The sequence below is a fragment of the Salinibacterium sp. TMP30 genome (assembly GCF_038397785.1).
Lineage (GTDB): Bacteria > Actinomycetota > Actinomycetes > Actinomycetales > Microbacteriaceae > Rhodoglobus.
In genome coordinates this window covers 359877-385056 of record NZ_CP151642.1, presented here as the reverse complement: position 1 = coordinate 385056, position 25180 = coordinate 359877, and the positions used below count along the sequence as shown (strand labels likewise).

The following is a 25180-nucleotide window of genomic DNA, read 5'->3' as shown; positions in this document are numbered from 1 at the left end:
GTCACCGCGGATGGTCAGAGCTATTGCCTCGCTGATTTTTGTCGCGTTGTTCCTTGGCGGATGCACGGCTGTCGGTCCGAGCGGTGCTGGTGCTGAGCGCAGGATTGCGCTGCTGTTGCCGGAGTCAAAGACGGCCCGCTACGAGGCTTACGACCGCCCATTCTTTGAGGCGAAGGTTGCTGAGCTGTGCCCCGAGTGTGAGGTGATCTACGCCAACGCCGATCAGGATCCCGCAAAGCAACAGCAGCAGGCCGAGTCTGCTTTTGCGCAAGGAATCAGTGTTCTCGTGCTTGACCCCGTCGACTCATCTGCTGCCGTAACAATCGTGGCAGCCGCGCAGTCGCGCAAAGTGCCGGTGATCTCGTATGACCGGCTCGTCGGCAACCCGGAGCTCGCATTCTGGATCTCGTTCGACAACGAAAAAGTTGGTGCACTTCAGGGCAAGGCGCTCGTCGAGAAGCTGGCAGCCGACGGTTTTTCTTCCGGAAGCATCGTGATGATCAACGGCTCCCCCACCGATAACAACTCCCGCCTGTTCAAAAAGGGCGCACTCAGCGTGATCGACGGCAGCGGATTCACGATCGTTGCCGAATTTGATACGCCCGACTGGAGTCCAGACAAAGCCCAGGAGTGGATGGCGAGCCAAGTCACCCAGTTCGGTGACAGCCTCGTCGGCGTCTACGCCGCAAATGATGCAACCGCCGGTGGCGCAATTGCGGCTCTCAAGGCTGGCGGGGTGTTGCCGCTGCCACCCGTAACTGGTCAGGATGCTGAGCTCACCGCCATCCAACGCATAGTGAGCGGTGACCAGTACATGACCGTGTACAAGGATGTGAAGCTCCAAGCAGAGATTGCGGCAACGAACGCGGTTGCGCTGCTCAATGGCGAGACGCTCGTGGGGTTGAGCGAAGACACCATTGGCATCCCGACGACGCTGCTGACCCCGGTGATTGTCACTATCGACAACATCATGGAGACCGTGGTGGCTGGTGGCTTTTACACGGTCGAGCAGATCTGCACCAGCGAGTATGCCCGGGCCTGTGCAGCGGCAGGGATTCAGTAATGGCCAACTACGAAGTCCCCGCAGTTTCGAGCAAGGAAGAGAGCGTCTCATGACCGCAGTCAGCCCGACTACTTCAGACGATGAGCCCATCCTTTCGCTCCGCGGAATGAACAAGTCATTTGGCGCGATTCAAGCGTTGATCGATGTGTCGCTCGACATCTATCCTGGCGAAGTTGTCGCCATCGTTGGCGACAACGGTGCGGGCAAGTCGACGCTGGTAAAGATTTTGGCCGGAGTCCATCAGGCCACCTCGGGCACGATCACCCACTACGGCGATGAGGTTTCTCTCGCCAACCCGACAGACTCGCGCGACCTAGGCATCGCGACGGTGTTTCAGGATCTGGCGCTGTGCGACAACCTCGACGTTGTCTCCAATCTGTTCCTCGGCAGGGAGCTGGGTGTTCGCGCCCTCGACGAAGTGGAAATGGAGCAACGAACGTGGGAGTTGCTCCGGCAACTATCTGCCAAGATTCCCTCAGTGCGCACGCCCGTTGCCGGTCTATCAGGAGGGCAAAGACAGACTGTCGCGATCGCACGATCCCTCATCGGGGAGCCCTCAATTGTTGTACTCGATGAGCCGACCGCTGCACTGGGCGTTGCCCAGACCGCTGAAGTCTTGAACCTCATCGAACATCTGCGTGAACGTGGGCATGGCATCGTTCTCGTCAGCCACAACATGGCTGACGTGCAGGCTGTTGCCGACCGTGTTGTCGTCTTGCGTCTCGGCCGCAATAACGGCGACTTTGCCGTTGCTGATGTGACCTACGAAGACATCATTGCCGCGATTACGGGAGCAACCGACAACGCGGTGACCCGGCGCGCCACCCTGCAGGGTGCAGTATTCACTCGCGCTCAGGAAGGACTCAGTTCATGAGCACCTCCCCTCCTCGACCGCCAAGCAACAGCACTCCCCGTGTTGAGCTAGCGTCCGCCACCGGCATGGCAGAAACATGGGCTGCGTTCCGCTCCCGCGTGAGCGGAGGGGACCTCGGCGCAATCCCCGTAGTTGTCGGACTCGCCATCATCTGGACCGTCTTTCAGATTCTGAACCCGACATTCCTGTCGAGCGCCAACCTCGTGAACCTCGCGATGCAGTGCGCAGCCCTCGGCACCATCGCGCTCGGAGTAGTGCTCGTACTTCTCCTCGCCCAGATCGACCTTTCGGTTGGGTCCCTGTCTGGGCTTGCCGCAGCGATACTGGCCGTCACGTTCACCCAACTGAACTGGCCGCTGCCGCTCGCGATTCTTGCCGCGCTCGCCGTCGGTGCCCTCTTCGGCTGGTTCTACGGTTTTCTGCTCACCCGCTTCGGTGTCCCCAGTTTCGTGATCACCCTTGCCGGGCTACTAGGAGTTCTCGGCCTGCAGCTCTGGGTCCTCGGCCCGTTGGGGTCGATAAATATCCCCTTCGATTCATGGATCGTGCAATTCGCCCAATTGATGTTCTTGCCCGACTGGCTCTCCTACGTGCTCGCCGGACTCGCGACCGCCTTCTATGTCGGCTCTCACCTCTCCCTTGCCAATCGCCGACTTCGTGCTGGGCTCCTACCCGAGTCGCGCACTGCGATCCTGCTCCGTGGGGCACTCCTGATCGTCGCGCTCATGTTCGGCGCCTGGTACCTCAACACCGACCGCGGTATCGGACTCATGTTCCTGCTCTTCGTCGTGCTGGTCGTGGCCGTTGACTTCGCCCTCAAACGCACCCGCTGGGGGCGGTCAATCTATGCTGTCGGCGGCAATGTTGAAGCAGCTAGGCGTGCCGGCATCCGCGTAGACCGGGTGTACATTTCGGTCTTCATGGTCAGCGCAACGCTGGCGACCCTCGGCGGAGTCTTGGCTGCCTCACGGCTGGCAGCCGCCAACCAGAGCAGTGGCGGAGGCGACACCAACCTGACCGCGATTGCCGCCGCCGTCATTGGCGGCGCGAGCCTCTTTGGCGGTCGCGGAAGCGCCTGGTCTGCTCTGCTCGGAATCGTGGTTATCCAGTCGATCTCGAGCGGGCTCACGCTGCTGAGCCTCGACTCGTCTGTGCGCTACATGGTCACGGGAGCGGTATTGCTCCTCGCTGTGATCATCGACTCGCTCTCGCGCCGTTCACGCGCCCTGCATGGCCGCTTCTAGCCTGCCGCGAGTTCCTTCGCTCGCGCCAGTGCAGCGCCCGTAGCGCGATCAAAGATCGACTTGAGGTCGGCGGCCTGGAACTGCTCCACAGCGCGCTCCGTGGTGCCATTGGGGCTCGTTACCTGCTTACGCAGCTGTTCCGGAGAACTATCGGATGCCGCAAGCAACGCCAACGAACCCTCAAACGTTCCTGCCACCAGAGTGAGCGCCTGCTCGGAAGTGAACCCAAGATCGACGGCGGTGCGCATGAATTCTTCAATGAAGTAGAAAACGTAGGCGGGACCCGATCCGGAGATCGTGCTCAGCGCATCAATCTGCGATTCTGGCGTTTCAACAACGGTGCCAACCGTCTCGAACACTGCACGGCCGATAGCGAGATCATCGTCGGTTGCCCGCGATCCGGCACTCAGCCCCGTAACAGCCTTGCCAACGATTGCGGGAGTATTGGGCATGGCACGCAACACAACATTGTCGACGATCGCCTCCATCCGCGCGGTCGTCACCCCCGCAGCGACACTAATGATGATCGCCTCGGGCTCAAGAAACGGGGCAAGGTCGGTGAGCGTGTCAGGAATCATGTGCGGCTTCACGCCCAGCATCACCACCTTCGCGCCCTTCACAGCACGCGCGTTGCCGTCGGGGGTATTCTCCAACGCAAAGGACTCCACCCCCTCAGAACGCACCGCCGCAGCCTTCGCTTCGGTGCGATTCGTCACGCGGATGCCCCCGGTTACCGTCACCGAAGGGTCAAGCAAACCCTGCAGGATGGCACCCCCCATTGATCCGGCGCCGACAATTGCAATGCTAGGAAGAGAAGTAGTCACATGAACATCCTAGGATTGATGACATGAGCGCGTCAGGCGGAAACAAAGCAATCATCGCTGCACTGTTGGCGAACACCGGCATCGCGATCACAAAATTCATTGCCTTTGCCGTCTCTGGCTCCAGCGCAATGCTCGCCGAAGGTGTTCACTCGGTGGCCGACGCAGGCAACCAGGGGCTGCTATTGCTGGGTGGCAAGCAAGCCAAGAAGCACGCGGACGCCGAGCATCCATTCGGCTATGGCCGCGAGCGTTACGTCTACGCCTTCGTTGTCTCGATCATCCTCTTCTCCGTTGGTGGAGTTTTCTCGCTCTATGAGGGCATCAACAAGCTTCAGAATCCGCACCCGCTCGAGCAGGCGTGGCTACCCATCACGGTTCTGATCATCGCGATCGGGCTCGAATCGTTCTCGCTGCGTACCGCCGTGCGTGAATCGAATCTGGTTCGCGGAAAGCAGAGCTGGATCGCATTCGTACGTCACGCCAAAGCCCCCGAACTTCCCGTCGTACTGCTCGAGGACGTAGCGGCACTGTTCGGCCTCATGTTCGCACTCTTCGGAGTTGGCCTCACAATCCTCACCGACGACTCACTATGGGATGCCGTCGGCACCATCGCAATCGGAATCCTGCTGGTGGCCGTCGCCGTCATTCTCGGCATCGAAACGAAGAGCCTGCTCGTCGGCGAAGGCGCGACAGTGAAGCAGCGCAACCTGATCCGCGACGCCATCAACGCGCACCCCGAAGTACGCTCACTCATCCACATGAAGACGCTCTACCTCGGCCCAGAGGAACTGCTCGTTGCCGCCAAGATCGACTTCGGAGCGCAGTCGCGAGTCTCGGATGTCGCAGAAAGCATCGACAGCGTCGAACGAGAAATCCGTGCCGTCGAGCCCATGGCCCGAGTGATCTATATCGAGCCAGACGTCTACCGCCGCCCCACCGAAGCCGCCCCACCCACTGATGCAATCGTCATCAAAGGCAACGACTAAAGAAAGCACCCACAATGATGAATGTTGAACCAATTATTCTCGCCCTAGTCGTTATCCATATTATTGGGCTGTCGCTGATCATCGGATCATTCGCCCTCCAACTGCGCCGCAAGCAAGGGTTCGAGTTTGGCACCATGCTGATCGGTGCGATCACCCAGCTGGTGACCGGACTTGCCCTCGTAGGTCTGCTGCAGGTGGCTGACGAAGACGTCAATAACGCCAAGATCGCCGTGAAGACCATCTTTGCCGTTATCGTGCTGGTTTCCGTGCTCGTTGCTCGCGCACGCCAGGGCAAGGCACTAGCGGCCGGAACAAGCGAGAAGAAAGCTGCGCTGCCCTTCTTGCACCTCGCCGGATTTGCCGCACTGGTGAACGTGTTCGTTGCGGTGCTCTGGCACTAAGCGAAGCGTGCTAGCGGCGGGCCTCAAAGAAGTCAGTGAGCAGCGCAGCACACTCTGCCTCCCGGATGCCGGCAACCACCTCAACCCTGTGAGGTAACCGTCGGTCGCGAAGCAGATCGTTCACGCTGCCCGCCGCCCCCGCTTTCTCATCCCACGCACCAAACACCACACGCGGGATGCGCGCCTGCAGAATCGCGCCAGCACACATCGTGCACGGCTCGAGTGTGACCACGAGAGTCATATTCTCGAGCCGCCATGAACCCGTCGCGGCCGCAGCAGCCCGGATTGCCACAACCTCGGCGTGCGCCGTGGGATCGCCGGTCAGCTCCCGCTCATTGCGTCCAACGGCGACGAGAAGGTCATTCTCGTCAAAGACGAGAGCGGCGACCGGAACGTCAGCAGAATCGTGCGTGAGCTTCGCCTCGGCGATGGCCCGCGTCATCCACTGATCGAACTTTGCCACGATCGGTTCTCCTGTTGGTGTCGACCTCAAGTAGATTTAGCCTATGCGAGTTCACGTTGCCGACCACCCGCTCATCACGCACAAGCTCACAGTGTTGCGCGACAAGAACACCGCAGCCCCCACATTTCGGGCGCTGACGGAGGAACTTGTGACCCTTTTAGCCTACGAGGCCACACGTTCGGTGCGCGTTGAGGCGGTGGACATTGAGACCCCGGTCACGAAAACCACGGGTGTTGCGATCAGTTCGCCCAAGCCTCTTGTCGTGCCGATTCTGCGCGCCGGACTCGGAATGCTTGAAGGAATGGTGAAACTTGTCCCCACCGCCGAGGTCGGATTCTTGGGCATGGTGCGTAACGAAGAGACGCTGAAACCTGACACCTACGCCGAACGTCTCCCCGATGATCTCTCGAACCGCCAGTGCTTCGTGCTCGACCCCATGCTCGCCACTGGTGGCTCACTGATCGCCGCCATTCAGTACCTGCTCGACCGTGGGGCAACGGATGTCACGGCAGTCTGCATCCTCGGAGCCCCCGAAGGTCTCGCCGCCGTCGAAAAGGCCATGGAGGGTCGCGATGTCACCATCGTTCTTGGTGCCCTCGATGAGCGCCTCAACGAGAACGGCTACATCGTGCCCGGACTTGGCGACGCTGGCGACCGACTTTACGGACTCGTCTAGCCACCAATGTGCCGCGCGTAACTTGACAGACGCGCGCCGAATGAAACATAGTTGCATTCATGACTGTACAAACTCGCGACCTGACCGCCCCCGTGGCTTCCAGGAACGCCAGCTCGATGCCTGTGGGCACAGCGCTGGTGGGCGACGTTTTGTGTTGTCGAATGTGTGCCTAGTCGGCCAACCTGCGCCGGGCATTCTCACCAGATGGGATGCCCCCAGATTTTCGTCCTCATAACGGCGTCTATCTAGCTCGTCACACTATTTTTTTCCGAAGGATCACACCCTCATCATCAGAGGCCCTTCACCCCTTATCCAAGGATTTCTGGACCCATGTCTCTCGCAACCATCGAACGTACCCCTCGCACCACTTTTGCCCCTGCGGCCCCGGCTCACGCTCCGGTTCCTGCACCCGTCCGCGAACTGTCGCTGGCTGTGCAGCCTGCCCGCGACGCGCGCCCGGCAGCAGCGCCAGCACCCTCAGCTCCCGCAACTGACGCGCCTCGCCTTCGTGCCGTGCCTCAGGGCACCGAAGCTCGCGGCTTCGTGCTCTACGTCGGAATCGACGAGCTCAAGGCCGCTTCAGCGGGCACTGATCTGAGCACGATCGTCGAACAGCTCAAGCAACTCGCACAGCAACTGGTTCCCGCAGCAGAAACCCACGCGGCAGTCGCCCTCGCCCCCATCGGTGCTGGCGGACGCGACGTCGACGTTGTGCGCCTCGCCCTGCAAGACCCCTCGGCTCTCGCCAAGCACCGCCAAGTGGAAGAGCCAGAAGTGAAGACCGCAAGCGGCGTGATTGTCGACCTTTCGCGCAAACGCGTGCTTATCGACGATGAACCCGCCGCGCTCACTTACAAAGAGTTCGAGCTGCTGCAGTTCCTCATCCTTCGCGAATCGCAGACCATCGCGCGCGCACAACTCATCTCAACACTGTGGTCGTCCGAAGACGACGAAGCACCCAACGAACGCACCATCGACGTGCACATTCGTCGCCTGCGTTCCAAGCTCGGCGCGTATGAAGATGTTGTGCGCACCGTTCGGGGAATCGGTTACCGCTACGACCGTCATCCGGATGTCTCGGTGCGCTTCGCTTCGACCCCGAGCCCGGACTTCATTTAAGGGTCGGTCGCACCGCACAACTGGGCCCGCCAGCATGCCACACTGAGCGGGTGAGCAAAACGAGCGCTACCCGGATTCCTGAGTTGATGTCGCACAGTCGTGAAGTGCTTGATGCACTCCTCGACTCGACGATCGTCGGGCACATCGCCTACGTGGATGAACAGGGCGCCCCCGGGGTGCTGCCGACGGCGGTCGCTCGATTCGGAGATGCCCTCATCGTTCATGGCTCAACAGGCTCGCGGTGGATGCGCTTGGTTTCTGGGGCTCCGGCCGCTGTCTCGGTCACCGCTGTCGACGGAATAGTGGTGGCACGGTCAGCATTCGAGTCGTCACTGCTCTACCGAAGTGCTGTGCTTTTCGGATCCTTTCAGGTCTTGGCCGGAACAGAGAAGACTGATGCGCTTGACGCTCTGACAGACAAGCTGATTCCCGGTCGACTCAACGAGGTTCGCCCGAACACCACCAAGGAACTCGCCGCCACGCTGGTGCTCTCCATGCCCATCGACGAGTGGTCTCTGAGGGTCTCCGATGGGTGGCCCGAAGACGCGGATTCCGATATCGCCGGCGACACCTGGGCCGGCCAAGTGCGCTTCGGCAGGCAACCGGTGACAGTGCTTGATGCGCCCGACCTGCGGCCCGGCATCCTTGCTTCCCAGTCGGTTAGGGCACTGCACGGCACCGACTGACCTCAGTCGGTGCGGAACCTTTGTGCGGGCATCCAATCCGCAAAGAAAAGGGCGCCACCCCCGAAGGAATGGCGCCCGACCAAGTCACCCGAATGACTCGGTCTTAGGGGTTAAGCCTTAGTTCCTGCAGTCGGCGCAGCAGCCTCTTTCGCTGCCGCCTTTTCGGCTGCCTTCTCAGCTTCAGCCTTCTCAGCTTCGCTAGCGAGCCATGCATCACGCTTCGCGCCCGGCGTCCAGCCCGTGTTGACCACACGGATCTGGAAGATGGAGGCGACAACCACGAGCAGGATTGCGATCACCACGGTCAGGAGCACTCCGATCGCGGGAACGCCGCTCAGCAGGCTTACGCCGATGAGTGTTCCGAACCAACCGAAGTCGGCATCACCGAAGGTGCTGTTGGCGAATCCGAGCTCACCGAGCACGAGCAGCAGGATGGCGGGAAGGATCGTGATGAGCACGCCGTTGACGAAACCACCAACCATGGCACCGATTCGTCCACCGGTCGCGTTGCCGTAAACGCCGGCACCACCACCCGTGAAGAAGTGAGGAACCATGCCGGGCAGGATCAGCGCGAGACCAAATACGGGCCCGAGCCAGGTTGCCAGCAGTGCCAGCGAGACGAGTCCACCGAGGAACGATGCGAGGAATCCGATCAGCACAGCGTTAGCGGCAAAGGGGAACACCAGCGGGATGTCGAGGGCTGGTTTCGCACCCGGTACTACCTTTTCGGCAATTCCCTGGAAGGCAGGAACAAGCTCGCCGAGAATGGTGCGCACACCGTAGAGGATGATCGCGACACCAACACCGAACTGAAGTGCCTGGGCGAACGCGGCCATGATGTAGGCACCGGCATCCGCTGATCCGAAGACGTCGAGTGCTTGTTGCTGCGGTAGTGCGATGAGTCCCCACACGGCGAAGACCATGTAAATCAGCACCATCGAGATTGCGGTGGCAACCATCGAGTCACGCAAGAACTTGAGGCCCTGCGGGAAGTTGATCTTCTCGGTTGAGTGGCTCTTCTGACCGGTAGCCTGGCCCGCGGCACCGGCGGCGATGTAGCCGAGGGTTCCGAAGTGACCGATAGCAATCGTGTCGTCGCCGGTGATCTTCTTGGTCCACGGATGAGCGAACGCGGGCATGACGACCATGATTACGCCCAGCAGCAGTGCACCGATCAGCACGACGAGCCAGTTGAGGTCAGGGCCAAAGCCGACCGAGAGCACAACGCTGAGCAGTAGCGCCATGAACACCATGTGGTGGCCGGTGAGGAAGACGTACTTGAGCGGCGTGAACCGAGCAAGTGCGAGCATCACGATGAAGCCGAGGGTGAGAACGTAAGCGCTGGTGGCGCCGTACTCAACCGAAGCGAGGGCCGTAATGACCTCGTTGGTAGGGATAACACCCTGTGCCCCAGTGACGAGAAGGATCAGATTGCCGAGCGGGGTCAGCGAGCCGACCACGACACCAGCACCGGCACCCAAGATGAGGAAGCCGAGCGCTGCTTTGAGGCCACCGCCGATAACTGCACCGGCTGGTCGCTTGAGCGCGATCAGACCGATTGCGGTGATGATTCCGACGAGGTACGCCGGTACGTTGAGGATCTGTTGTCCGACGAAATTCAGGACTACAACAAGCCACTCCATTGTGTTCTCCCTTGTTTTGGTGTGTTAATGACGCGGCGACGAGCTATTCGGGCAGTGCTGCCTTGAGCTTGGTTGTGATTTCTTCGAGGTCGAAGAAGTTGTCGATGACGATGACCTTGGCGGAAACGTCGCCGATCTCAGGGGCAAGTTCTTCTGAGGTCAGCACAATTTGGGCGTCGCGTGCCATACCGCGAGCAACTCCGATGTCGGCAGCTTCCACATCCGCGTCGACTCCGAGGGTGCGAAGAACCTTCTCTGCATTCATTTTCAGGAGAACGGAAGTGCCGATTCCCATTCCACAGACCGCAACGATCTTCATGTGTGTGCCTTTCGGTTTCGAGAGTGGGCTACTGCGTGTTCTCTCGGATGAGTGCCCGGAGTTGTTCCGGATTGGTCGCCTCGAGGAGGCGGTCGATGTCGCCGCTGAGTACACCGGCAAGATTCGACATGGTGGCGAGGTGTGAGTCGTGGTCGACCGCGGCAAGCCCGACAACGAGCCGAACGGGGTCGTTGGCTGCGTGACCGAATTCGACAGGGTGGGCGAGGCTTACCCAGCTGATTCCGGTCTTGAGTACTGCGGGTGATGGGCGCGAGTGTGCCAAAGCGATTGACGGCGCAATAACGATGTATGGCCCAAGCTCTTCCACGGCACGAATCATTTCGGCCGTGTATTCAGCGGTTGTTGACCCGGTGGCGGTGAGTGCGTCGCCAGCGATCCGAACGGCGGAACGCCAGTCCTCTGCTTCAGCGCCCAAGACGATCGCGTCATCACTGAGTTCGTCGGCCAATGTTTCACTCATTGCATCCCGCTTTCTTGCCTGTCGTTCACGCTGCCACTGGGTGACAGTTGCTGACGCTTGCGAGCCTAGTCCCCCAGCGGGACTTATGTCTACGAATAGCCCGAAGTGTCTATTTCTCGCCGTACTTCGCGAGCGAAGCACCGTCTTCCCGTGTCAACCGGCTGATGCGGTCTGGCTCAAAAAGCGCATCCTGTGCAATGAGCGACGCCCCAATGACACCCGCTTCTTGCCCCAATTTCGCTGGAATCACCACAAGATCGCGACGCGAAAACGCGGTAGCTTCACGCAACAAGCGGTCACGAATCGGATCCAAGAACACAGCGCCCGCCTGAGCAACGTTGCCCCCGATCACGACAGCAGCGGGATTCAGCAGGGCAACCGGATCGAGCAGGGCGTCGGCAATGTGGTTGCCCGCATCTGCCAACAATTCGGCGACACCCTCATGACCGCTGTTGGCGAGCGCCACAATGTCGGCACTCGTGCGCACCGTTGCCCCGAGCGCGTGCAGCTCACGCTGGATCGCACGACCACTGGCGACAGTATCGAGACATCCGGTGCGGCCACACAGGCATAGTTCAGCGCCTCCCGATGGCGAGTGCGCCAAGTCACCAGCGCCGCCCCGGGTGCCGTGATAAACGCGGCCATCAAACACCAGTCCGCAGCCGATACCCATACCCACCTTCAGCACAATGGCGTCGTCGTATTCTGGCCACCCCAAGCGATGCTCCCCTACGGCGAGGATGTTCACGTCGCGATCGACAGCGAAGACCGCTCGGTAGTCGTCGGGAAAGTAGTCCTTAACTGTGACATCCGCCCACTGGGCGTTGAGCTGGGGTGACGCGATGCGACCGCTGGCCGAATCGACGGGGCCGGGCACGCCGACACCGATTCCGCGCACATCCGACCGTGACTTGCCAAGATTGGCGAGCAGATGGTCGAAGACTTGGCAGCTCCAGTCGAAGATGTCGTCGGGGCCCTGGTTGAGCCCGATGTCTGCTTCGTCTTCGAGGAGGATGTTCGATACGAGGTCGGTGATGGCTAGCCGGGAGTGGGAGCCGCCGATATCCATCGCAAGCAACAACCCGGCGTCTTTGTTCACGACGAATTCTTCGGGTGGACGGCCGCCTCGAGAATCGGACTGGCCGGCGCTGACAATTATTTCGGCGTTCAGAAGTTCATCGAGCCTGCGGGCGAGGGTGATGCGCGACCAGCCAAGTCGCATGATGAGGTCGGAGCGGGTGGTCGCTTGACCGGATCGGATGAGGTCGAGAACAACGCCCGAGCCCGTTGAGATCACGTGCGCCATAGCTGTGTCCTCCGCATCGTGACCGACCGTGACGGAAAGTCTACTTCGTGACTGTACAGAGCTTTCTGCACACGTTGACTTTAGTACACATGTAGACCAAAGTGTCAGGTATGTCAGAAAACGGCCTCCCCCTTCTCGGAAACGTCACGCCTGCGGAAGCAGATTCCGTTCGCGCCGCCATCGGCATTCCCGCCCACGTCGTGCAAGCCAAGGGCCACGGGCACGGTGGAACAGCGATGGCCCTGGCACCCCTCGCCCACGTGCTCTACCAACGAAGTCTGCGCCATAACCCCCACAACCCCCACTGGCTCGGCCGTGACCGACTCGTACTCTCGGCCGGTCACGCCAGTCTGCTGCTGTATGTGCAGCTGTTTTTGACGGGATACGGGCTGCAGCTGGACGAGTTGGCGAAGAGTCGCACCCTCGATAGCCGCACCCCCGGGCATCCGGAGCTCGGTCACACCCCCGGCATTGAAATGACCACCGGACCGCTCGGGCAGGGTGTCGCGTCGGCCGTGGGAATGGCGCTGGCGGCACGCCGCGAGCGCGCAGTGTTCGCACCAGACAGTGACCTGCTCAGCCCCACCATCTGGGCCATCGCCGGCGATGGCTGCATGCAGGAAGGAGTCAGCGGCGAGGCCTCGAGCCTGGCGGGCACTCTCGGCCTCGACAACCTGGTCGTGATCTGGGATGACAACAACGTGACCATCGACTCCACGGGCGAAGCGGCTTTCAGCGAGGATGTGCGCGCTCGCTATGCCGCCTATGGCTGGCGGGTGCTTGAGATTGATGACGCGAGCAACCTTGACGAGATTGAGAAAGTGCTTTCCGAAGCGCGGTCGCGAGATGGTCGACCCACTTTCGTCGCAATACGCAGTGTGATCGGTGCGCCATCGATCGAGTTCTCGGGCAAACCTGCCGCTCACTCGGGCGGCTTTGGTGAGGAGGAGGTTTCGGCGATCAAGACCGCACTGGGCTTTGCGCCGGATACTCCACTCGACGCGCTCGTGACTGATGACGGTCTCGCCTTCGCGCGTGGCGCTCTCGCCCGCGGTCAGGTGTTCGAAGACGAGTGGAACGCTTCGCTCGCCTGCTGGAAGGCTTCCCAACCTGAGGCGGCGCGAGCTTGGCACGCATTCCGCAACCCGGATGCTGCGGCAGCTCTCAGCGCGCTGAACGAGATCGAGGTTCCGCCGGTCGGCACCGCGTCGGCCACCCGCAAGCTCAACAGTGTGGCGCTGAAGGTGCTGCAGAACGTGTCATCGCTGTGGGGTGGCTCGGCAGACTTGGCAGGATCGACGGGGGTGGAGGTGCCCGGCTCCGCCGTGACCGCGAGCAACCCCGGCGGCGAATTCATTCGCTTTGGAATTCGCGAGCACGCCATGGCGGCGATACTCAACGGCATTGCGATTCAGGGGCCATGGCGACCGTTTGCGTCGACCTACTTGGTGTTCAGCGATTACATGCGGCCGAGCATCCGCCTCGCTGCTCTCATGCAGTTGCCCGTGATTTATGTCTTCACCCACGACAGCGTTGCTGTTGGCGAGGATGGCCCAACCCACCAACCGGTGGAGCAGATTGCGTCGCTGCGCACAGTGCCGGGTCTTGATGTTGTGCGCCCCGCGGATGCCGCCGAGGTTGTGTCGGTGTGGAAGCGCCTGATCACTCTGTCTACTGGACCCACGGCGCTGGTCTTCTCGCGTCAGGATGTTCCCGTGTTGCCTGAGCGAGACGACTTGGATGCCAAGGTCGCCCATGGCGGTTATGTTGCGTGGCAGCACGGTGATGGTCTTGATCTCGCGCTCATCGCCACCGGCAGTGAAGTATCTCTTGCACTGGAGGCGGCGGAAGCTCTGGCCGCGGAGGGTGTCGGTGTTCGGGTCGTTTCGATGCCGAGTGTTGAGTGGTTTGCGGCGAGTGATGCTGCGTATCGGGAAACAGTGCTGCCCACATCCATCGCCGCCCGTGTTGCTGTTGAGGCCGGGCGGGGTGACGGCTGGTACCGCTGGGTCGGGCTTGACGGTGAAGTCGTGAGCGTTGAAGAGTTTGGTGAATCTGGTTCTGGCGCGCAGGTGATGGCTCGTCGCGGGATCACACTGGATACTGTGCTTGGCGCTGCTCGGCGCGCGCTCGCGAAGTAGCAGTCAAACGATAGCGGTCGGGTCGTGGCTGTCGGGCGGCAGCGATCGGATATCGCGGCCGGGCAGCCCTGCCAATTCACAGCTCTTTTGATACCGTATGAGGGTAGCCGCATCAACGGCTCCCGACGACGGATCAGTACCGGGTATGCGACGACTGGCCAAGGAGACTGTTGTGTACTGGCTTATTCTGATTCTTTCTGGCGTACTCGAAGCTGTCTGGGCGACCGCGCTCGGCAAATCTGAGGGCTTCACCAAGCTGTGGCCCAGCGTCGTTTTTGGGGTCGCTCTCATCGCAAGCATGGGCGGACTAGCGTTTGCGATGCGCGAACTACCGATAGGCACCGCCTATGCCGTCTGGGTGGGCATTGGTGCTGCGCTCACGGTGACGTACGCGATGGTGTTCGGCGAGGAGGCTATCTCGTGGGTCAAGATTCTGCTCATCGTCGGACTGATCGGATGCGTCGTCGGGCTGAAACTGGTCGACTCGGCGAGCTGATTCGGGTGCAGAAACCGCGGGGTAGACAACCTTTTTTGAAAATTTTCCAAAAATAACGGATCGGTAACTAGACAGCGTTATCTTTCCGTTATACATTCATAGAGCAGAAGTTGTTTGCTGTGGCAGCTACTGCGGAATGTGATTGCAGGACACTCTTGGTGCAAGGGCGAGGGTCGGTTTCATGCCTCTGAAACCGGCCCTCGAACTATTTAACGCAGCCGCCTAAATGAGGCCTATCGCCCTATAACCCCTTAATGACGCGGGTTCGGTCACTAACCGTCGCTTTCCGTGCGAACCGGTTCCGAGTCAAACTTGATGTGCTGGGTCGGGAACGGCATCTCAATTCCTGCCGCAGTCAAGGATCGCTTGATCGCTTCAAGAACCTGGTCTTGGGCCTCCACCGCTTCGCGACGATCCGGTGGACTAATCCAGAACCGCACCTCAAGAATTACGCTGAAATCACCCAGCGAACTCACCAAGACGGTAGGCGCCGGCTCGGTGACGATGCCCGGCAAAGCAGCAATTGCCTTAAGGATCACGATGCGGGCCTCAGCAATGCTGTCGTCATACCCGATCCCGACCTCAACACTGAGCCGCCGAGTGGTGTACGCCGTATTCACGACCACACGTTTGGTGTAAAGCTCGCTGTTCGGGATGACCACCTGACGGTTGTCGTAGGTGCGCACCAGCGTGGCGCGCACCAAAATATCGACGACCTCGCCCTCGTGATCGTTCGACACAATCTGATCCCCGATCCGAAATGGGCGAGTAAACAGAATCAGGATTCCGGAGAGCAAATTCTGAAAAATGTCACGGAAGGCGAACCCAATCACAATGCCGCCCACACCCAACGTGCCAAACAGCGATGCCGGCGTAATGGTGGGAAAGATGATGGTGAGCGCCACCAGCAACCCGAACCCGAGAATCCCCCACCCGACAAGACGGCTCAGCACCACCTGGAGCCCACGGGGTCGCCCCGCACGCCGAACAGCTAACCCGACAAGCTTCGCCACAAGCCATGAGATTGCCCAGAAAAGGAGGAACGCGGCAATTCCGAGAATGACATTAGGGAGGGCAAGAAAAAGTGAAGCGAAGATGTTCTGCACCCGGTCAATCACATCGGTGAAATCGACCGGCTCCAGCCGAAAACCAAACTCCCTCATGGCCAAGTCCCCTCTGTCTCGTGTCGAGATACTCCACGACACTGAGTGTTCTGCGTGAGTCTACGCGTCACACCCCAGCCAAACGCCCCAGCTAGAGTCGCTCACCAAACGTAGAATAGTGCCGTGAGTAGAAGTGAGAACCGGCCCTCCGTCGTGTGGTTGCGCAACGACCTGCGACTAGCCGACAACCCCGCTTTAACCGCCGCCGCGAGCGAAAACCGGCCACTCGTTGTTGTCTACATTCATGACGAAATCAGCGACGGCATCCGTCCGCTGGGTTCGGCAAGCAAGTGGTGGCTGCACCACAGCCTCACCGCTCTGGATGCTGCCCTGCAGAAACTGGGCGGCCAACTGACCCTGCGCAGCGGGCCGGCCGCGCACGTGCTGCCCACGCTGGTCGATGAGCTCGACGCTGCGTCCGTTCACTGGAATCGCCGCTACACGGCAGCCCGCGACATCGATGCCGGCCTCAAGTCGAGCCTGCGCGAGCAGGGCCTCACCGTCGAAAGCCATCAGGGCAATCTGCTGAATGAGCCGTGGCAGATTCGCAACGGGCAGGGCGAACCGTATCGGGTGTTCACTCCGTACTGGCGGGCTGCGCAAGAGCGCCCCGTGCGTGAGCTGCTGCCGCCACCAGAATCCGGCGAACTGAGCTGGGCAGAGACCTCCTCCGACCGCGATGAATCAAGCAACAACCCCAGCGCGATACCCAGCGACAACCTCGCTGACTGGAATCTGCTGCCGACCCACCCCGACTGGGCTGCTGGTTTGCGCGAGACTTGGACGCCCGGCGAGGCCGGGGCCCTTGACCGCCTCGAGAGTTTCGTAGCGGAACGCCTTGCCGACTACCACCGCCGCGACGAACCCGCCGTTGACGCCACGAGCGGCCTCAGCCCCCACCTACGTTTTGGCGAGATCAGCCCCACCCACATCTGGCATCGGCTGCGCGGCTCGGGCGCGACAAGCGTACCTACAGTGGCCCGCAAAAATATCGCCAAATTCTTGAGCGAAATCGGCTGGCGAGAATTCTCTGCCACCCAACTTTTCGAACACCCCCGCCTTTCGCTCGACAGCTACCGCCCCGCCTACAACGTGTTCCCCTGGGGCTACACCGTCGACCAACTCGGTGCCGTTGACGAACCCGCCGGAGTCGCCGAGGTAGAAGCCTGGCGTCGCGGCCGCACCGGAATCCCCCTTGTCGATGCCGGCATGCGTGAGCTGTGGCACACCGGAACCATGCACAACCGCGTGCGCATGGTTGTTGCGAGCTTCCTCATCAAAAACCTACTCATCGACTGGCGTGCCGGCGAACAATGGTTCTGGGACACCCTCGTTGATGCCGACGACGCCAGCAACCCCGCCAACTGGCAGTGGGTTGCCGGATCCGGTGCGGATGCCGCCCCCTACTTTCGAGTCTTCAACCCGGTACTGCAACAGAAAAAGTTCGACCCCACCGGCGAATACGTTGCCCGTTGGGTTCCCGAACTTGGCACCGCCGACTACCCCGACCCGATCGTGGATCTCGCCGAAACCCGCCGCGAAGCACTCGAGGCGTACGCCGCCGTGAAAGCTGCCGCGGCATCCCGGTACTGATTGCACCCCAGATTGGCGACGTTGATCTGCTGCGCAGCGACATCCGCGGTGGCGAAATTCTTGGTGGTGGCATCCTCAACGGTGATCTCCTGAACGGAAACGCTATCGCATCCGGTAACGAAGTAAACGCACCCGTCGCTTCGGGCAACGACACCGCAGTCGGCAACGTCAGCGACTCAGCCAACGTGAGTGACGTCGCCAACGTCTCCGACGTGGTGACCGATGCCACCGAATCGGTGAACGTTGATGACATCCTCGACAGTGTTGTTGACACTGATGACATCATCGGCGACATCACCGGTGACCTTGGTCTCGACGGAATGTTCAACTAACACCCAACCCAACCCAACGAACACCCGCACTCGCTTGCCCTCACCCTCTGTACTCAGGGTGGGGGCAAGTGCGTTAACTACGTCTAGCCGTAGTTGAATCTTCGGCTTTAGACTTGGCGCATGTCGGTCACAGAACTTTCTGTCAGCACCCAGAACTACCTGAAGACCGTGTGGAGTCTCTCCGAGTGGTCAGACGCCCCCGTCACCGCCACCGTCATCGCTGAAAAGACCGGCTTCACCCTGTCTAGCGTTTCGGATGCCGTACGTCGCCTCACCGATCAGGGCTTCCTTGATCATGCCCGCTACGGTTCCATCGCACTCACCGAAGCGGGTCGGGGGCACGCTGTGGCAATGGTTCGCCGCCACCGCCTCATCGAATCGTTCCTGGTGAGCGTGCTCGGCTATGGCTGGGATCAGGTGCACGATGAGGCCGAAATCCTTGAACATGCAGTCTCAGATTTCATGGTGGAGCGCATCGACGAGTTCTTGGAGCACCCCACCCGCGATCCCCACGGTGATCCCATCCCCAGCGCCCACGGTGTTGTAACGCTGCCGGATGCGGTGCAGCTGAGCCGGATCTCCCCCGGCAGTATTGTGCTCGTCGAACGCATCTCTGACGACGACCCCGACTTGCTGAAGTTTTTCGAAGAGCGAGGCATCGTGTTTGGTGCAACGCTGCACATCAGCGCCGGGGCACCATACTCGGATGCCCTCGACGTGCGGGTGGGCCACGGTGGAACGACGCCGTCTAGCGAAGCGATCAGCCTGGGTCGCAGCGCGAGCGATGCACTCTACGTTTCGGGCGGAACCGTGACGGGCGACACCGCGAAAATCTAGCTTTCTTCGGGCATCCGCGACGGGGCGAGCTCTCGAGCGTCTGACGGGACTTCGGGATAAGTTAGGATAGCCTAATCTAATACCGTATGAATGAAGGGCGACTGCTGTGAAGAGAATCCTGACCGTGACCGCAACACTGGCCGCAACGAGTCTTCTGCTGAGCGGGTGCACCGGAATCACAGGCACGGATGACGATGGCGCGGTCGTGGATGCCAGCGAAGAAGCCTTGGTGGTCTACAACGCCCAGCACGAAAAACTTACCGAGGAATGGGTTGAAGAATTCACCGCCCAGACGGGAATTGAGGTCGTGCTGCGCAATGGCGGCGATAGCGAACTCGGCAATCAACTCATTGCCGAAGGTGATGCTTCGCGCGCCGATGTGTTTCTCACCGAAAACTCCCCCGCCATGTCGCTGGTCGAAAATGCCGGGCTGCTCGCGCCGGTAGACCCCGCGACCCTCGAGCTGGTTCCGGAACAGTACCGGCCCAGTAGCGGAATGTGGACAGGCATCGCCGCGCGCTCCGCCGTCTTCGTCTACAACCCCGACCTTCTCGACGAATCTGAACTCCCGACATCGATACTCGATCTGCAAGACCCCCGCTGGAAAGACAAGTGGGGCGGGGCGCCCGCTGGAGCGGATTTTCAGGCGATAGTCTCCGCAATTCTCGAAACCCAGGGCGCTGACGCTACGTCTGCTTGGCTCACTGGGATGAAAGACAACGCGACGATCTACCGGAACAACATCGTCACGATGAAAGCGGTCAACGCGGGCGAGGTTGCTGGCGGCATCATCTACCACTACTACTGGTTCCGCGACTCAGACTCTGGCGGCGAAAACAGCGGCAATACCAAACTGCACTACTTCGGCAAGCAGGACCCCGGGGCCTTCGTCAGTATCTCCGGCGGTGGCGTGCTCAAATCAAGCAAGAATCCTGACCAAGCTCAACAATTCTTGGCCTTTCTCGCTGGCGTCTCCGGACAGACAATTCTTGGCGAGGGCTACAGCTTCGAATACCCCGTGGGAAGCAATGTGCCAGCAAAGGATCCACTACCGGCTCTCGATTCACTCGACGCACCAATCATTGACCCGTCAACACTCAATGGCCCCGAGGTTCTCGACCTCATGACACAAGCAGGGCTCCTCTGACAACCCCGGGTGCGGCGCGAGCGTTACGCGCGGAGCGGTTGAGCGCAACCACAACACCACCCTCACGAGCACTGCTCGTTATTGTGGTGGTCCTTGCCATCGGGATGCTGATTCCTGTGGGCTACGTCATTGAGGCAACAGCAAGGATCGGCGTTGACGAGCTTGCAAATCTGCTCCTGCGTCCCCGCGTGGGCGAGCTCTTGGGTAACACCGTGCTGATTCTCGTGCTCGGAGTACCCATCACCATTCTGCTCGGGGTCGGCAGTGCCTGGCTTGTCGAACGAACTGACCTCCCGGGGCGGCGCTTCTTCGCCATCCTCACTGTTGCGCCATTAGCTATCCCCGCCTTCGTTAGCAGCTACGGCTGGGCGAGCGTCGTTCCCTCAATCCAAGGCCTCGGCGGCGGCCTCCTCGTGGCGACGCTCGCGTACTACCCGCTCGTCTACCTCCCCGCCCTCGCCACGTTGCGCGGCCTCAACCCGAGTTTGGAGGAGAGCGCACGATCCCTCGGGCTGAAAGAGGGGGCCGTCCTTCTCAGAGTTGTCATCCCGCAGCTTCGACTGGCCATTCTCGGTGGGGGGCTCATCGTCGCCCTCCATCTGCTCTCCGAGTACGGAGCATTCGCTTTCATTCGTTTCGACACTTTCACTACCGCGATTGTGGTCGCCTACCAGTCAACATTTGCCGGCCCGTCGGCCGCCTCTCTCGGCATAGTGCTCGCGTTACTCAGCGTCATCGTGTTGGGGATCGAAGCCACAGCACGAGGTCGCGCTCGCTACGCCTATGTGGGATCGGGTAGTGCGCGGCCAGCGCAACTCGTCAAACTCGGCAAATTCACCCCGCTCGCGATCCTTGCCCTCGTAACGATCGCGACGTTGGCCACAGTCGTGCCCATGGTCAGCGTTATTCGATGGTCCCTCGCCACACAGCCTGAGATGCTCGACGGTCTCTGGCGCGCGCTAGTTGACACCTCCCTTCTCTCATTCGGCGGGGCCATCGGGGCCATCGTGGTCGCCCTTCCCGTCGCGTGGCTCGCGACGCGGCATCCATCACGACTGAGCCGAGTTCTCGAAGGCGGCTACTCGATCGCCAGCAGTCTGCCCGCGATTATTGTGGCCCTGGCGTTAGTTACGGTGACGCTCAACGTTGCACCGGGGCTTTATCAGACTGCCGCGACCGTGACAGCGGCCTACGTGATCATTTTTCTCCCCCGGGCACTGGTGACTCTGCGCGCCGGACTCGCGCAGGTTCCTGAGTCTCTGGAAGAAGCCGCCCGAGCGCTCGGAACGCCGCCCCTCCTCGCGAGGTTGCGCGTGACAATTCCGCTGCTTTTCCCGGCCATTGCGGCAGCCGGCGCGCTCGTGGCGCTCGGAGCGGCAAACGAATTGACCGCCACGCTCTTGCTCGCCCCAACCGGAACACGAACGCTCGCGACCCAGTTTTGGTCGGCTGCCTCGTCGATCGACTACGCCGGCGCAGCCCCCTACGCCATCGCTCTGGTGCTACTCTCAATTCCCGCTGTGGCTCTACTTTTTGCGCAGACGAGGGGTAGAACACGGTGAAGTTACATATCAGCGGTGTCAGCAAATCTTTCGGCCCAACGCCGGTTTTGACTGACATTGGGCTTGACGTCCCTCAGGGGTCACGCACCGCGATAGTTGGCCCCTCGGGATGCGGCAAAACCACCCTCCTTCGCCTTATCGCAGGTTTCGTCGAACCTGACAGCGGAGAAATTTCTCTGGGCGACCGCGTGCTCGCAGCACCAGGAAGCAGTGTACCTGCGCACCGACGCGGGATCGGATATGTCGCTCAGGATGGCGCACTCTTTCCCCATCTTTCGGTTGCCGCAAACATTGGTTTCGGTCTTCCCCGCGCCGGGAGAACAGAACGCATAGTCGAAGTCATGAAACTGACCTCCTTGGATGCGGCTCTCGTCTCGCGCTATCCTCACCAGCTTTCGGGTGGCCAGCAGCAACGGGTCGCTCTGGCGCGAGCCCTTGCGCCACGGCCCGAGGTTGTGCTGCTCGATGAGCCGTTCAGTGCACTCGATACCGGGTTACGCGAACAAACGCGAGCCGCGGTAATCACCGCGCTTGAGCGCAGCGGAACCACCACTGTGCTGGTCACTCACGACCAAGAAGAAGCACTCTCTTTCGGTGACGGTGTCGCTGTGATGATGAGAGGCTCACTCCCGCAGTCGGGTTCTCCCGAATCTGTGTTTGGTAACCCTGGTTCTGCCGAGATTGCCGCGCTGATGGGGTCGATCGTACTGATGCCTGCCGTGCGTGTGGGGAACGAAATCGATTCCGCGTTGGGTCGCATACGTGTGCGGCATGATCACAGTGCCGGTGCAGAGTCGGTTTCGGCAATGGTTCGTCCCTCGCAAGTGTCCCTGAATGCTGACTTTTCCCATGGCAGTGCGTCAGTTACCGGAGTGCGATACATCGGGCCAACCGCCGCAGTATCGTTGCGCACCGTGGGAACCCATTCCATCGCACTGTCGCTGACCATGCCCGCTCAGCACACGCAGTCGCTAGCTGTCGGTGCGGTAGTGGGCCTGAAAGTGGAAGGCGGAGCAGTGCTCTATCCCGCGAGCACGGCGACTTACTAGGTCAACGAGTGCGCGGAGTAGTGCTAAAGGCTTTCGCGAAGAGCGCCCGGCCGCGACCCATAGAGAAGGTATAGGCCTTCCAGACCACCACACCAGCGATCAACGAGATTACTGTCGCCAACAGTGGAGAGTGCGTTTCGATGCCCGGGTAAATCTGCCAATGAATGAGGTAGATGAAGAAAGACGCCCCCGCCACGGCGGACACTACGCCGACCAGCCAACGCGGCATCGGTAGCGAAGTGACCCAGAGCAACACCAGCACCCCGCCGATGACAATCGCTTCGCGTAGTGGCTGCCCAAAGAAGCCAACAACACACACGATCGCCAAGGCCGAAACAAGGAGGCGTTGAGTTCTCGTAGTGATGCGCGCGATCACCCAACCGAGGGCAATACACCAGGCAACCGTCGCGACCGCGTACTTCTCTGTGCCCTCTGCCAGAACTCCACCCAACACGGCGGTGCGCACAATGAGGGTTAGCGCCAGCACCGCGAGAGCGAAAGCGAAAGGCCAGCGACGCTCCCACCGTCGCGCTGCTGGTATCGCAAGCAGAGCCACGACGGCCAGCATCGACCACAGCATCGCTTCGAGAAACCAGTAATGCCATTGAGGTGTCCATTGCGCACTGCCAACGAAGTTGTTGCCAAGAAAAACTGTGGCCGTGGCGTAGGTCCCCGTAATCACACCGACGATTCCGATCCATGTGATGGCAGGAATGGCAACCGATGCGACCCCCGCGAGCATTGCCCGGGTACGCAGCCGGTGGGATCGATTCGCGAGCTGAAAACGCGCAAGGTTGTAGCCAGCGATCACCAACAATAGATGAGAGCCACCCTGCACAAAGATGAGGTCAGCGTGGGTTGCAACGATGAGAACGATCGCCACCGCTCTCAGCACAATAGGCGCTTCGATGCGGGGCAATCTCTGCCAGGGCCGTCTCGTCGCTGGCTTCATCTGGGCGTGAAGTGGGACCGGGCCGTGCGTTTCAGCCCGGGAGGTTGAGGCTGGCTCGGCAGACAGCGGCGACAGGGGTCTCACCGCGTGCGCAGCAAGCTCGATCATCGACATCGTTGGCCAGGCGCGAGGCAGCGTTCCCAAGAGTTCTTCGAGGTGAATCGCGACCTCAACAAAACTGAGCGAGTCTCCCCCCAGCCCGGCAAAAGAATCGCCGATGACAGCGTGCGGTGCGCCCAAGAGGTACGCGATTCGAGTTCTGAGCGTCTCGGCTGTGACGACATCATCGATGACAGGGTCGACAGTGTTGTCGCTCGCGTAGCGAAGCAGAGCAACCGTGTCGGTCTTGCCGCTGGAGGTTCGCGGGATCTCAGCGATAGAGTGCACCTCCACCACGTGGCTTGGCAAACCCCACCGCGACACTGCATGTTCGGCTACGACTGCCGCCTGGCCGGCGGTGGTGACCAAGAGGATCAGCTTGCCGTCAGAACTGACCGCTTTCACGTCAAGACCCGAGCTTTCGAAGAGCTGCTCGACGTGGTCGAGGTCAATTCGAAGCCCGAAGATCTTAGTGAATCGGTTGCTGCGACCAACAATTTCGTAGAGTCCGTCGTCGCGCTGCCGGGCGAGATCTCCCGTAAACAGTTCGTGGCTGGTGATGCCGAGCGCGAGGTCTGCTGGCTGTTCTCCGTAGCCCATCATGACGTTAGGGCCGGTGTATACAAGCTCTCCGACATCAGAATGAGCAGGGGCATCGATTCGAAATTGACCTCCGGGGATGGGAATACCGATGGTGCCGATCGCAGTTTCGGCGAGATCGCTGGGCACGTAGGCCATGCGTGCCGTCGCTTCAGTTTGTCCATACATCGTGATGAAATCGAAGCCGCGGTGGTGACCAAGTTGGATGAATCGCCGAGCCCGTTCCGGATCGAGCCTTCCTCCCGCCTGCGTTATGTAGCGCAAGGATGACAAATCGCGCGTGGCAAAGTCAGTTTTTTCGAGTAGCTCGAAGGTGTGCGGGACTCCAGCAAATGATGTTGCCTGTGCCGCCTCAAAGTCGTTCCACAGTTCTGAGTCGAGGACAGAGCGCGAACTCAGGCGCACAGATGCCCCGGCGAAGAGATGACTGTTGAGTACCGACAGCCCGTAGCAGTAGTGCAAAGGCAGCGTAGTCATGGCTCGGTCGGCAACGTCGAGTTCGAGGTACTGAGAAATAGCAGAAGCATTCGACAGCAGATTTTCGCGCGAAAGACGCACCACTTTAGGTGACCCCGTCGACCCGGATGTCGTTGCCAGCATCGCGAGGTCCGGATGAAGCTCATGCCGCGTGCCGGTTCGTGTTTCGTTGAGACCCCAGTGGTCACCCTCCGCCACAGCGATCACGTCAGGGTCGAACCGGCTCACCAGTGATTCGATTCGTGCACGAGACGCTTGTCCGTTCGTAGTGCTGGCTGGTTCAACCAGCAACACCGGATGCCCAGCCTCGAGGGACGCGAGGTAGGTGATGACAGGCTCCACCGTCATGGCGGCTTCGATCATTACCAATCGTCGCGTGGACCCCAGCTCATCTCGTCGGGCTTCTACACGCCCTCGAATGTCGTCGTAGGTTAGCTCGCCGTCATCCGTAACCAACGCAACGTGGTGTGGCACTCCACGGGTGAGGCTTAGCGCGGCGAATTCAGTCTGAACAGTCATGGTTGTGCGTTGACTCAGCTGTCTGAAGTTGGGTCGGCACTACCCCGGTGTGGGTTTCCCACCGATTGAGTGTGGCGTGCAACGGTCATCCGACTTCCTTCGAATTGATAAGGTAAGCCTAACCTATC

23 protein-coding genes are annotated in these 25180 nt (G+C 60.6%); 15 read left to right on the top strand and 8 right to left on the bottom strand.

All coding sequences use genetic code 11. From position 1 onward, the window contains the following. Positions 1 to 10 precede the first annotated feature (10 nt). From AADH44_RS01880 to AADH44_RS01870, 3 genes are read left to right on the top strand one after another with little or no spacing between them, the layout of a single operon-like run. Positions 11 to 1063 (top strand): sugar ABC transporter substrate-binding protein, encoded by a 1053-nt coding sequence (locus AADH44_RS01880; protein ID WP_341953735.1) that lies wholly within the window; start codon positions 11 to 13, stop codon positions 1061 to 1063. Positions 1064 to 1112: 49 nt separating this feature from the next. Beyond that, positions 1113 to 1937, top strand: a complete 825-nt coding sequence (locus AADH44_RS01875; RefSeq protein ID WP_341953733.1) for an ATP-binding cassette domain-containing protein — start codon at positions 1113 to 1115, stop codon at positions 1935 to 1937. Then, entirely contained in the window at positions 1934 to 3181 is a 1248-nt protein-coding gene (locus AADH44_RS01870; RefSeq protein WP_341953732.1) for a sugar ABC transporter permease, read from the top strand. The genes AADH44_RS01875 and AADH44_RS01870 overlap by 4 nt, the downstream gene beginning before the upstream one ends. Here AADH44_RS01870 and proC read toward each other — a convergent pair. After that, the gene (gene proC, locus AADH44_RS01865) at positions 3178 to 4005 is read right to left on the bottom strand and encodes a pyrroline-5-carboxylate reductase (RefSeq protein ID WP_341953730.1); all 828 of its coding nucleotides are present in this window, start codon (positions 4003 to 4005) and stop codon (positions 3178 to 3180) included. The two genes, AADH44_RS01870 and proC, sit on opposite strands and share 4 nt — an antisense overlap. Before the next feature lie 23 nt (positions 4006 to 4028). Between proC and AADH44_RS01860 the strand changes: the two genes are divergently transcribed. Next, on the top strand, positions 4029 to 4991 hold the full coding sequence (locus AADH44_RS01860) for a cation diffusion facilitator family transporter (RefSeq protein WP_341953729.1): 963 nt from the start codon (positions 4029 to 4031) through the stop codon (positions 4989 to 4991). A 14-nt stretch (positions 4992 to 5005) separates the two neighbouring features. Further along, positions 5006 to 5392, top strand: a complete 387-nt coding sequence (locus AADH44_RS01855) for a hypothetical protein (protein WP_341953728.1) — start codon at positions 5006 to 5008, stop codon at positions 5390 to 5392. A 10-nt stretch (positions 5393 to 5402) separates the two neighbouring features. On the opposite strand, the gene AADH44_RS01850 is transcribed toward AADH44_RS01855, so the two are convergent. Further along, complete coding sequence (locus AADH44_RS01850) at positions 5403 to 5834, bottom strand: nucleoside deaminase (RefSeq protein ID WP_341955029.1); 432 nt, start codon at positions 5832 to 5834, stop codon at positions 5403 to 5405. Between the two features lie 64 nt (positions 5835 to 5898). Here AADH44_RS01850 and upp point away from each other — a divergent pair, with 64 nt between their 5' ends. The 3 genes from upp to AADH44_RS01835 all read left to right on the top strand — a co-directional run bounded on the left by upp (position 5899) and on the right by AADH44_RS01835 (position 8336). Continuing rightward, positions 5899 to 6531: a uracil phosphoribosyltransferase gene (gene upp / locus AADH44_RS01845; protein ID WP_341953727.1), complete on the top strand. Its 633-nt coding sequence runs from the start codon at positions 5899 to 5901 to the stop codon at positions 6529 to 6531. A gap of 330 nt (positions 6532 to 6861) precedes the next feature. Further along, entirely contained in the window at positions 6862 to 7650 is a 789-nt protein-coding gene (locus AADH44_RS01840; protein ID WP_341953726.1) for a winged helix-turn-helix domain-containing protein, read from the top strand. Positions 7651 to 7700: 50 nt separating this feature from the next. Further along, positions 7701 to 8336 carry a pyridoxamine 5'-phosphate oxidase family protein gene (locus AADH44_RS01835; protein ID WP_341953725.1) on the top strand — a complete coding sequence of 212 codons (636 nt, stop codon included), beginning with the start codon at positions 7701 to 7703 and terminating at the stop codon, positions 8334 to 8336. Between the two features lie 110 nt (positions 8337 to 8446). On the opposite strand, the gene AADH44_RS01830 is transcribed toward AADH44_RS01835, so the two are convergent. The 4 genes from AADH44_RS01830 to AADH44_RS01815 all read right to left on the bottom strand — a co-directional run bounded on the left by AADH44_RS01830 (position 8447) and on the right by AADH44_RS01815 (position 12085). Beyond that, positions 8447 to 9979, bottom strand: coding sequence for a PTS ascorbate transporter subunit IIC (locus AADH44_RS01830; protein ID WP_341953724.1), 1533 nt, complete (start codon positions 9977 to 9979; stop codon positions 8447 to 8449). Between the two features lie 43 nt (positions 9980 to 10022). Beyond that, a complete protein-coding gene (locus tag AADH44_RS01825; protein WP_341953723.1) occupies positions 10023 to 10298 on the bottom strand; it encodes a PTS sugar transporter subunit IIB in 276 nt (91 codons plus the stop codon). A gap of 28 nt (positions 10299 to 10326) precedes the next feature. Then, positions 10327 to 10779: a PTS sugar transporter subunit IIA gene (locus AADH44_RS01820; RefSeq protein ID WP_341953721.1), complete on the bottom strand. Its 453-nt coding sequence runs from the start codon at positions 10777 to 10779 to the stop codon at positions 10327 to 10329. A 109-nt stretch (positions 10780 to 10888) separates the two neighbouring features. Next, positions 10889 to 12085 carry an ROK family protein gene (locus tag AADH44_RS01815; protein ID WP_341953719.1) on the bottom strand — a complete coding sequence of 399 codons (1197 nt, stop codon included), beginning with the start codon at positions 12083 to 12085 and terminating at the stop codon, positions 10889 to 10891. Positions 12086 to 12195: 110 nt separating this feature from the next. Here AADH44_RS01815 and AADH44_RS01810 point away from each other — a divergent pair, with 110 nt between their 5' ends. Both AADH44_RS01810 and AADH44_RS01805 read left to right on the top strand, forming a co-directional pair. Then, positions 12196 to 14226: a transketolase gene (locus tag AADH44_RS01810; protein WP_341953718.1), complete on the top strand. Its 2031-nt coding sequence runs from the start codon at positions 12196 to 12198 to the stop codon at positions 14224 to 14226. A 172-nt stretch (positions 14227 to 14398) separates the two neighbouring features. Continuing rightward, the gene (locus AADH44_RS01805) at positions 14399 to 14722 is read left to right on the top strand and encodes a multidrug efflux SMR transporter (RefSeq protein ID WP_341955028.1); all 324 of its coding nucleotides are present in this window, start codon (positions 14399 to 14401) and stop codon (positions 14720 to 14722) included. 272 nt (positions 14723 to 14994) lie between these two features. Here AADH44_RS01805 and AADH44_RS01800 read toward each other — a convergent pair whose 3' ends face one another. Beyond that, positions 14995 to 15885 carry a mechanosensitive ion channel domain-containing protein gene (locus AADH44_RS01800; RefSeq protein ID WP_341953716.1) on the bottom strand — a complete coding sequence of 297 codons (891 nt, stop codon included), beginning with the start codon at positions 15883 to 15885 and terminating at the stop codon, positions 14995 to 14997. 123 nt (positions 15886 to 16008) lie between these two features. Between AADH44_RS01800 and AADH44_RS01795 the strand changes: the two genes are divergently transcribed. The 5 genes from AADH44_RS01795 to AADH44_RS01775 all read left to right on the top strand — a co-directional run bounded on the left by AADH44_RS01795 (position 16009) and on the right by AADH44_RS01775 (position 22405). Next, positions 16009 to 17478 (top strand): deoxyribodipyrimidine photo-lyase, encoded by a 1470-nt coding sequence (locus AADH44_RS01795; protein ID WP_341953715.1) that lies wholly within the window; start codon positions 16009 to 16011, stop codon positions 17476 to 17478. Positions 17479 to 17930: 452 nt separating this feature from the next. Next, positions 17931 to 18647 (top strand): metal-dependent transcriptional regulator, encoded by a 717-nt coding sequence (locus AADH44_RS01790; RefSeq protein WP_341953714.1) that lies wholly within the window; start codon positions 17931 to 17933, stop codon positions 18645 to 18647. Between the two features lie 106 nt (positions 18648 to 18753). After that, on the top strand, positions 18754 to 19794 hold the full coding sequence (locus tag AADH44_RS01785) for an iron ABC transporter substrate-binding protein (RefSeq protein ID WP_341953713.1): 1041 nt from the start codon (positions 18754 to 18756) through the stop codon (positions 19792 to 19794). A 38-nt stretch (positions 19795 to 19832) separates the two neighbouring features. After that, positions 19833 to 21356: an iron ABC transporter permease gene (locus tag AADH44_RS01780; RefSeq protein ID WP_341953712.1), complete on the top strand. Its 1524-nt coding sequence runs from the start codon at positions 19833 to 19835 to the stop codon at positions 21354 to 21356. Continuing rightward, on the top strand, positions 21353 to 22405 hold the full coding sequence (locus tag AADH44_RS01775) for an ABC transporter ATP-binding protein (protein ID WP_341953710.1): 1053 nt from the start codon (positions 21353 to 21355) through the stop codon (positions 22403 to 22405). Before AADH44_RS01780 ends, AADH44_RS01775 begins: the two co-directional genes overlap by 4 nt. Before the next feature lies 1 nt (position 22406). Here the strand turns inward: AADH44_RS01775 and AADH44_RS01770 are convergent, their stop codons facing one another. Further along, on the bottom strand, positions 22407 to 25052 hold the full coding sequence (locus tag AADH44_RS01770) for an AMP-binding protein (protein WP_341953709.1): 2646 nt from the start codon (positions 25050 to 25052) through the stop codon (positions 22407 to 22409). Between the last annotated feature and the right edge of the window lie 128 nt (positions 25053 to 25180).

Coding starts and splice junctions, on each gene's coding strand:
- AADH44_RS01850 (WP_341955029.1), bottom strand. CDS start 5,834: ATGACGCGGGCCATCGCCGAGGCGAAGCTCACGCACGATTCTGCTGAC.
- AADH44_RS01800 (WP_341953716.1), bottom strand. CDS start 15,885: ATGAGGGAGTTTGGTTTTCGGCTGGAGCCGGTCGATTTCACCGATGTG.
- AADH44_RS01810 (WP_341953718.1), top strand. CDS start 12,196: ATGTCAGAAAACGGCCTCCCCCTTCTCGGAAACGTCACGCCTGCGGAA.
- AADH44_RS01875 (WP_341953733.1), top strand. CDS start 1,113: ATGACCGCAGTCAGCCCGACTACTTCAGACGATGAGCCCATCCTTTCG.
- AADH44_RS01820 (WP_341953721.1), bottom strand. CDS start 10,779: ATGAGTGAAACATTGGCCGACGAACTCAGTGATGACGCGATCGTCTTG.
- AADH44_RS01855 (WP_341953728.1), top strand. CDS start 5,006: ATGATGAATGTTGAACCAATTATTCTCGCCCTAGTCGTTATCCATATT.
- AADH44_RS01870 (WP_341953732.1), top strand. CDS start 1,934: ATGAGCACCTCCCCTCCTCGACCGCCAAGCAACAGCACTCCCCGTGTT.
- upp (WP_341953727.1), top strand. CDS start 5,899: ATGCGAGTTCACGTTGCCGACCACCCGCTCATCACGCACAAGCTCACA.
- AADH44_RS01770 (WP_341953709.1), bottom strand. CDS start 25,052: ATGACTGTTCAGACTGAATTCGCCGCGCTAAGCCTCACCCGTGGAGTG.
- AADH44_RS01840 (WP_341953726.1), top strand. CDS start 6,862: ATGTCTCTCGCAACCATCGAACGTACCCCTCGCACCACTTTTGCCCCT.
- AADH44_RS01830 (WP_341953724.1), bottom strand. CDS start 9,979: ATGGAGTGGCTTGTTGTAGTCCTGAATTTCGTCGGACAACAGATCCTC.
- AADH44_RS01860 (WP_341953729.1), top strand. CDS start 4,029: ATGAGCGCGTCAGGCGGAAACAAAGCAATCATCGCTGCACTGTTGGCG.
- AADH44_RS01790 (WP_341953714.1), top strand. CDS start 17,931: ATGTCGGTCACAGAACTTTCTGTCAGCACCCAGAACTACCTGAAGACC.
- AADH44_RS01825 (WP_341953723.1), bottom strand. CDS start 10,298: ATGAAGATCGTTGCGGTCTGTGGAATGGGAATCGGCACTTCCGTTCTC.
- AADH44_RS01815 (WP_341953719.1), bottom strand. CDS start 12,085: ATGGCGCACGTGATCTCAACGGGCTCGGGCGTTGTTCTCGACCTCATC.
- AADH44_RS01880 (WP_341953735.1), top strand. CDS start 11: ATGGTCAGAGCTATTGCCTCGCTGATTTTTGTCGCGTTGTTCCTTGGC.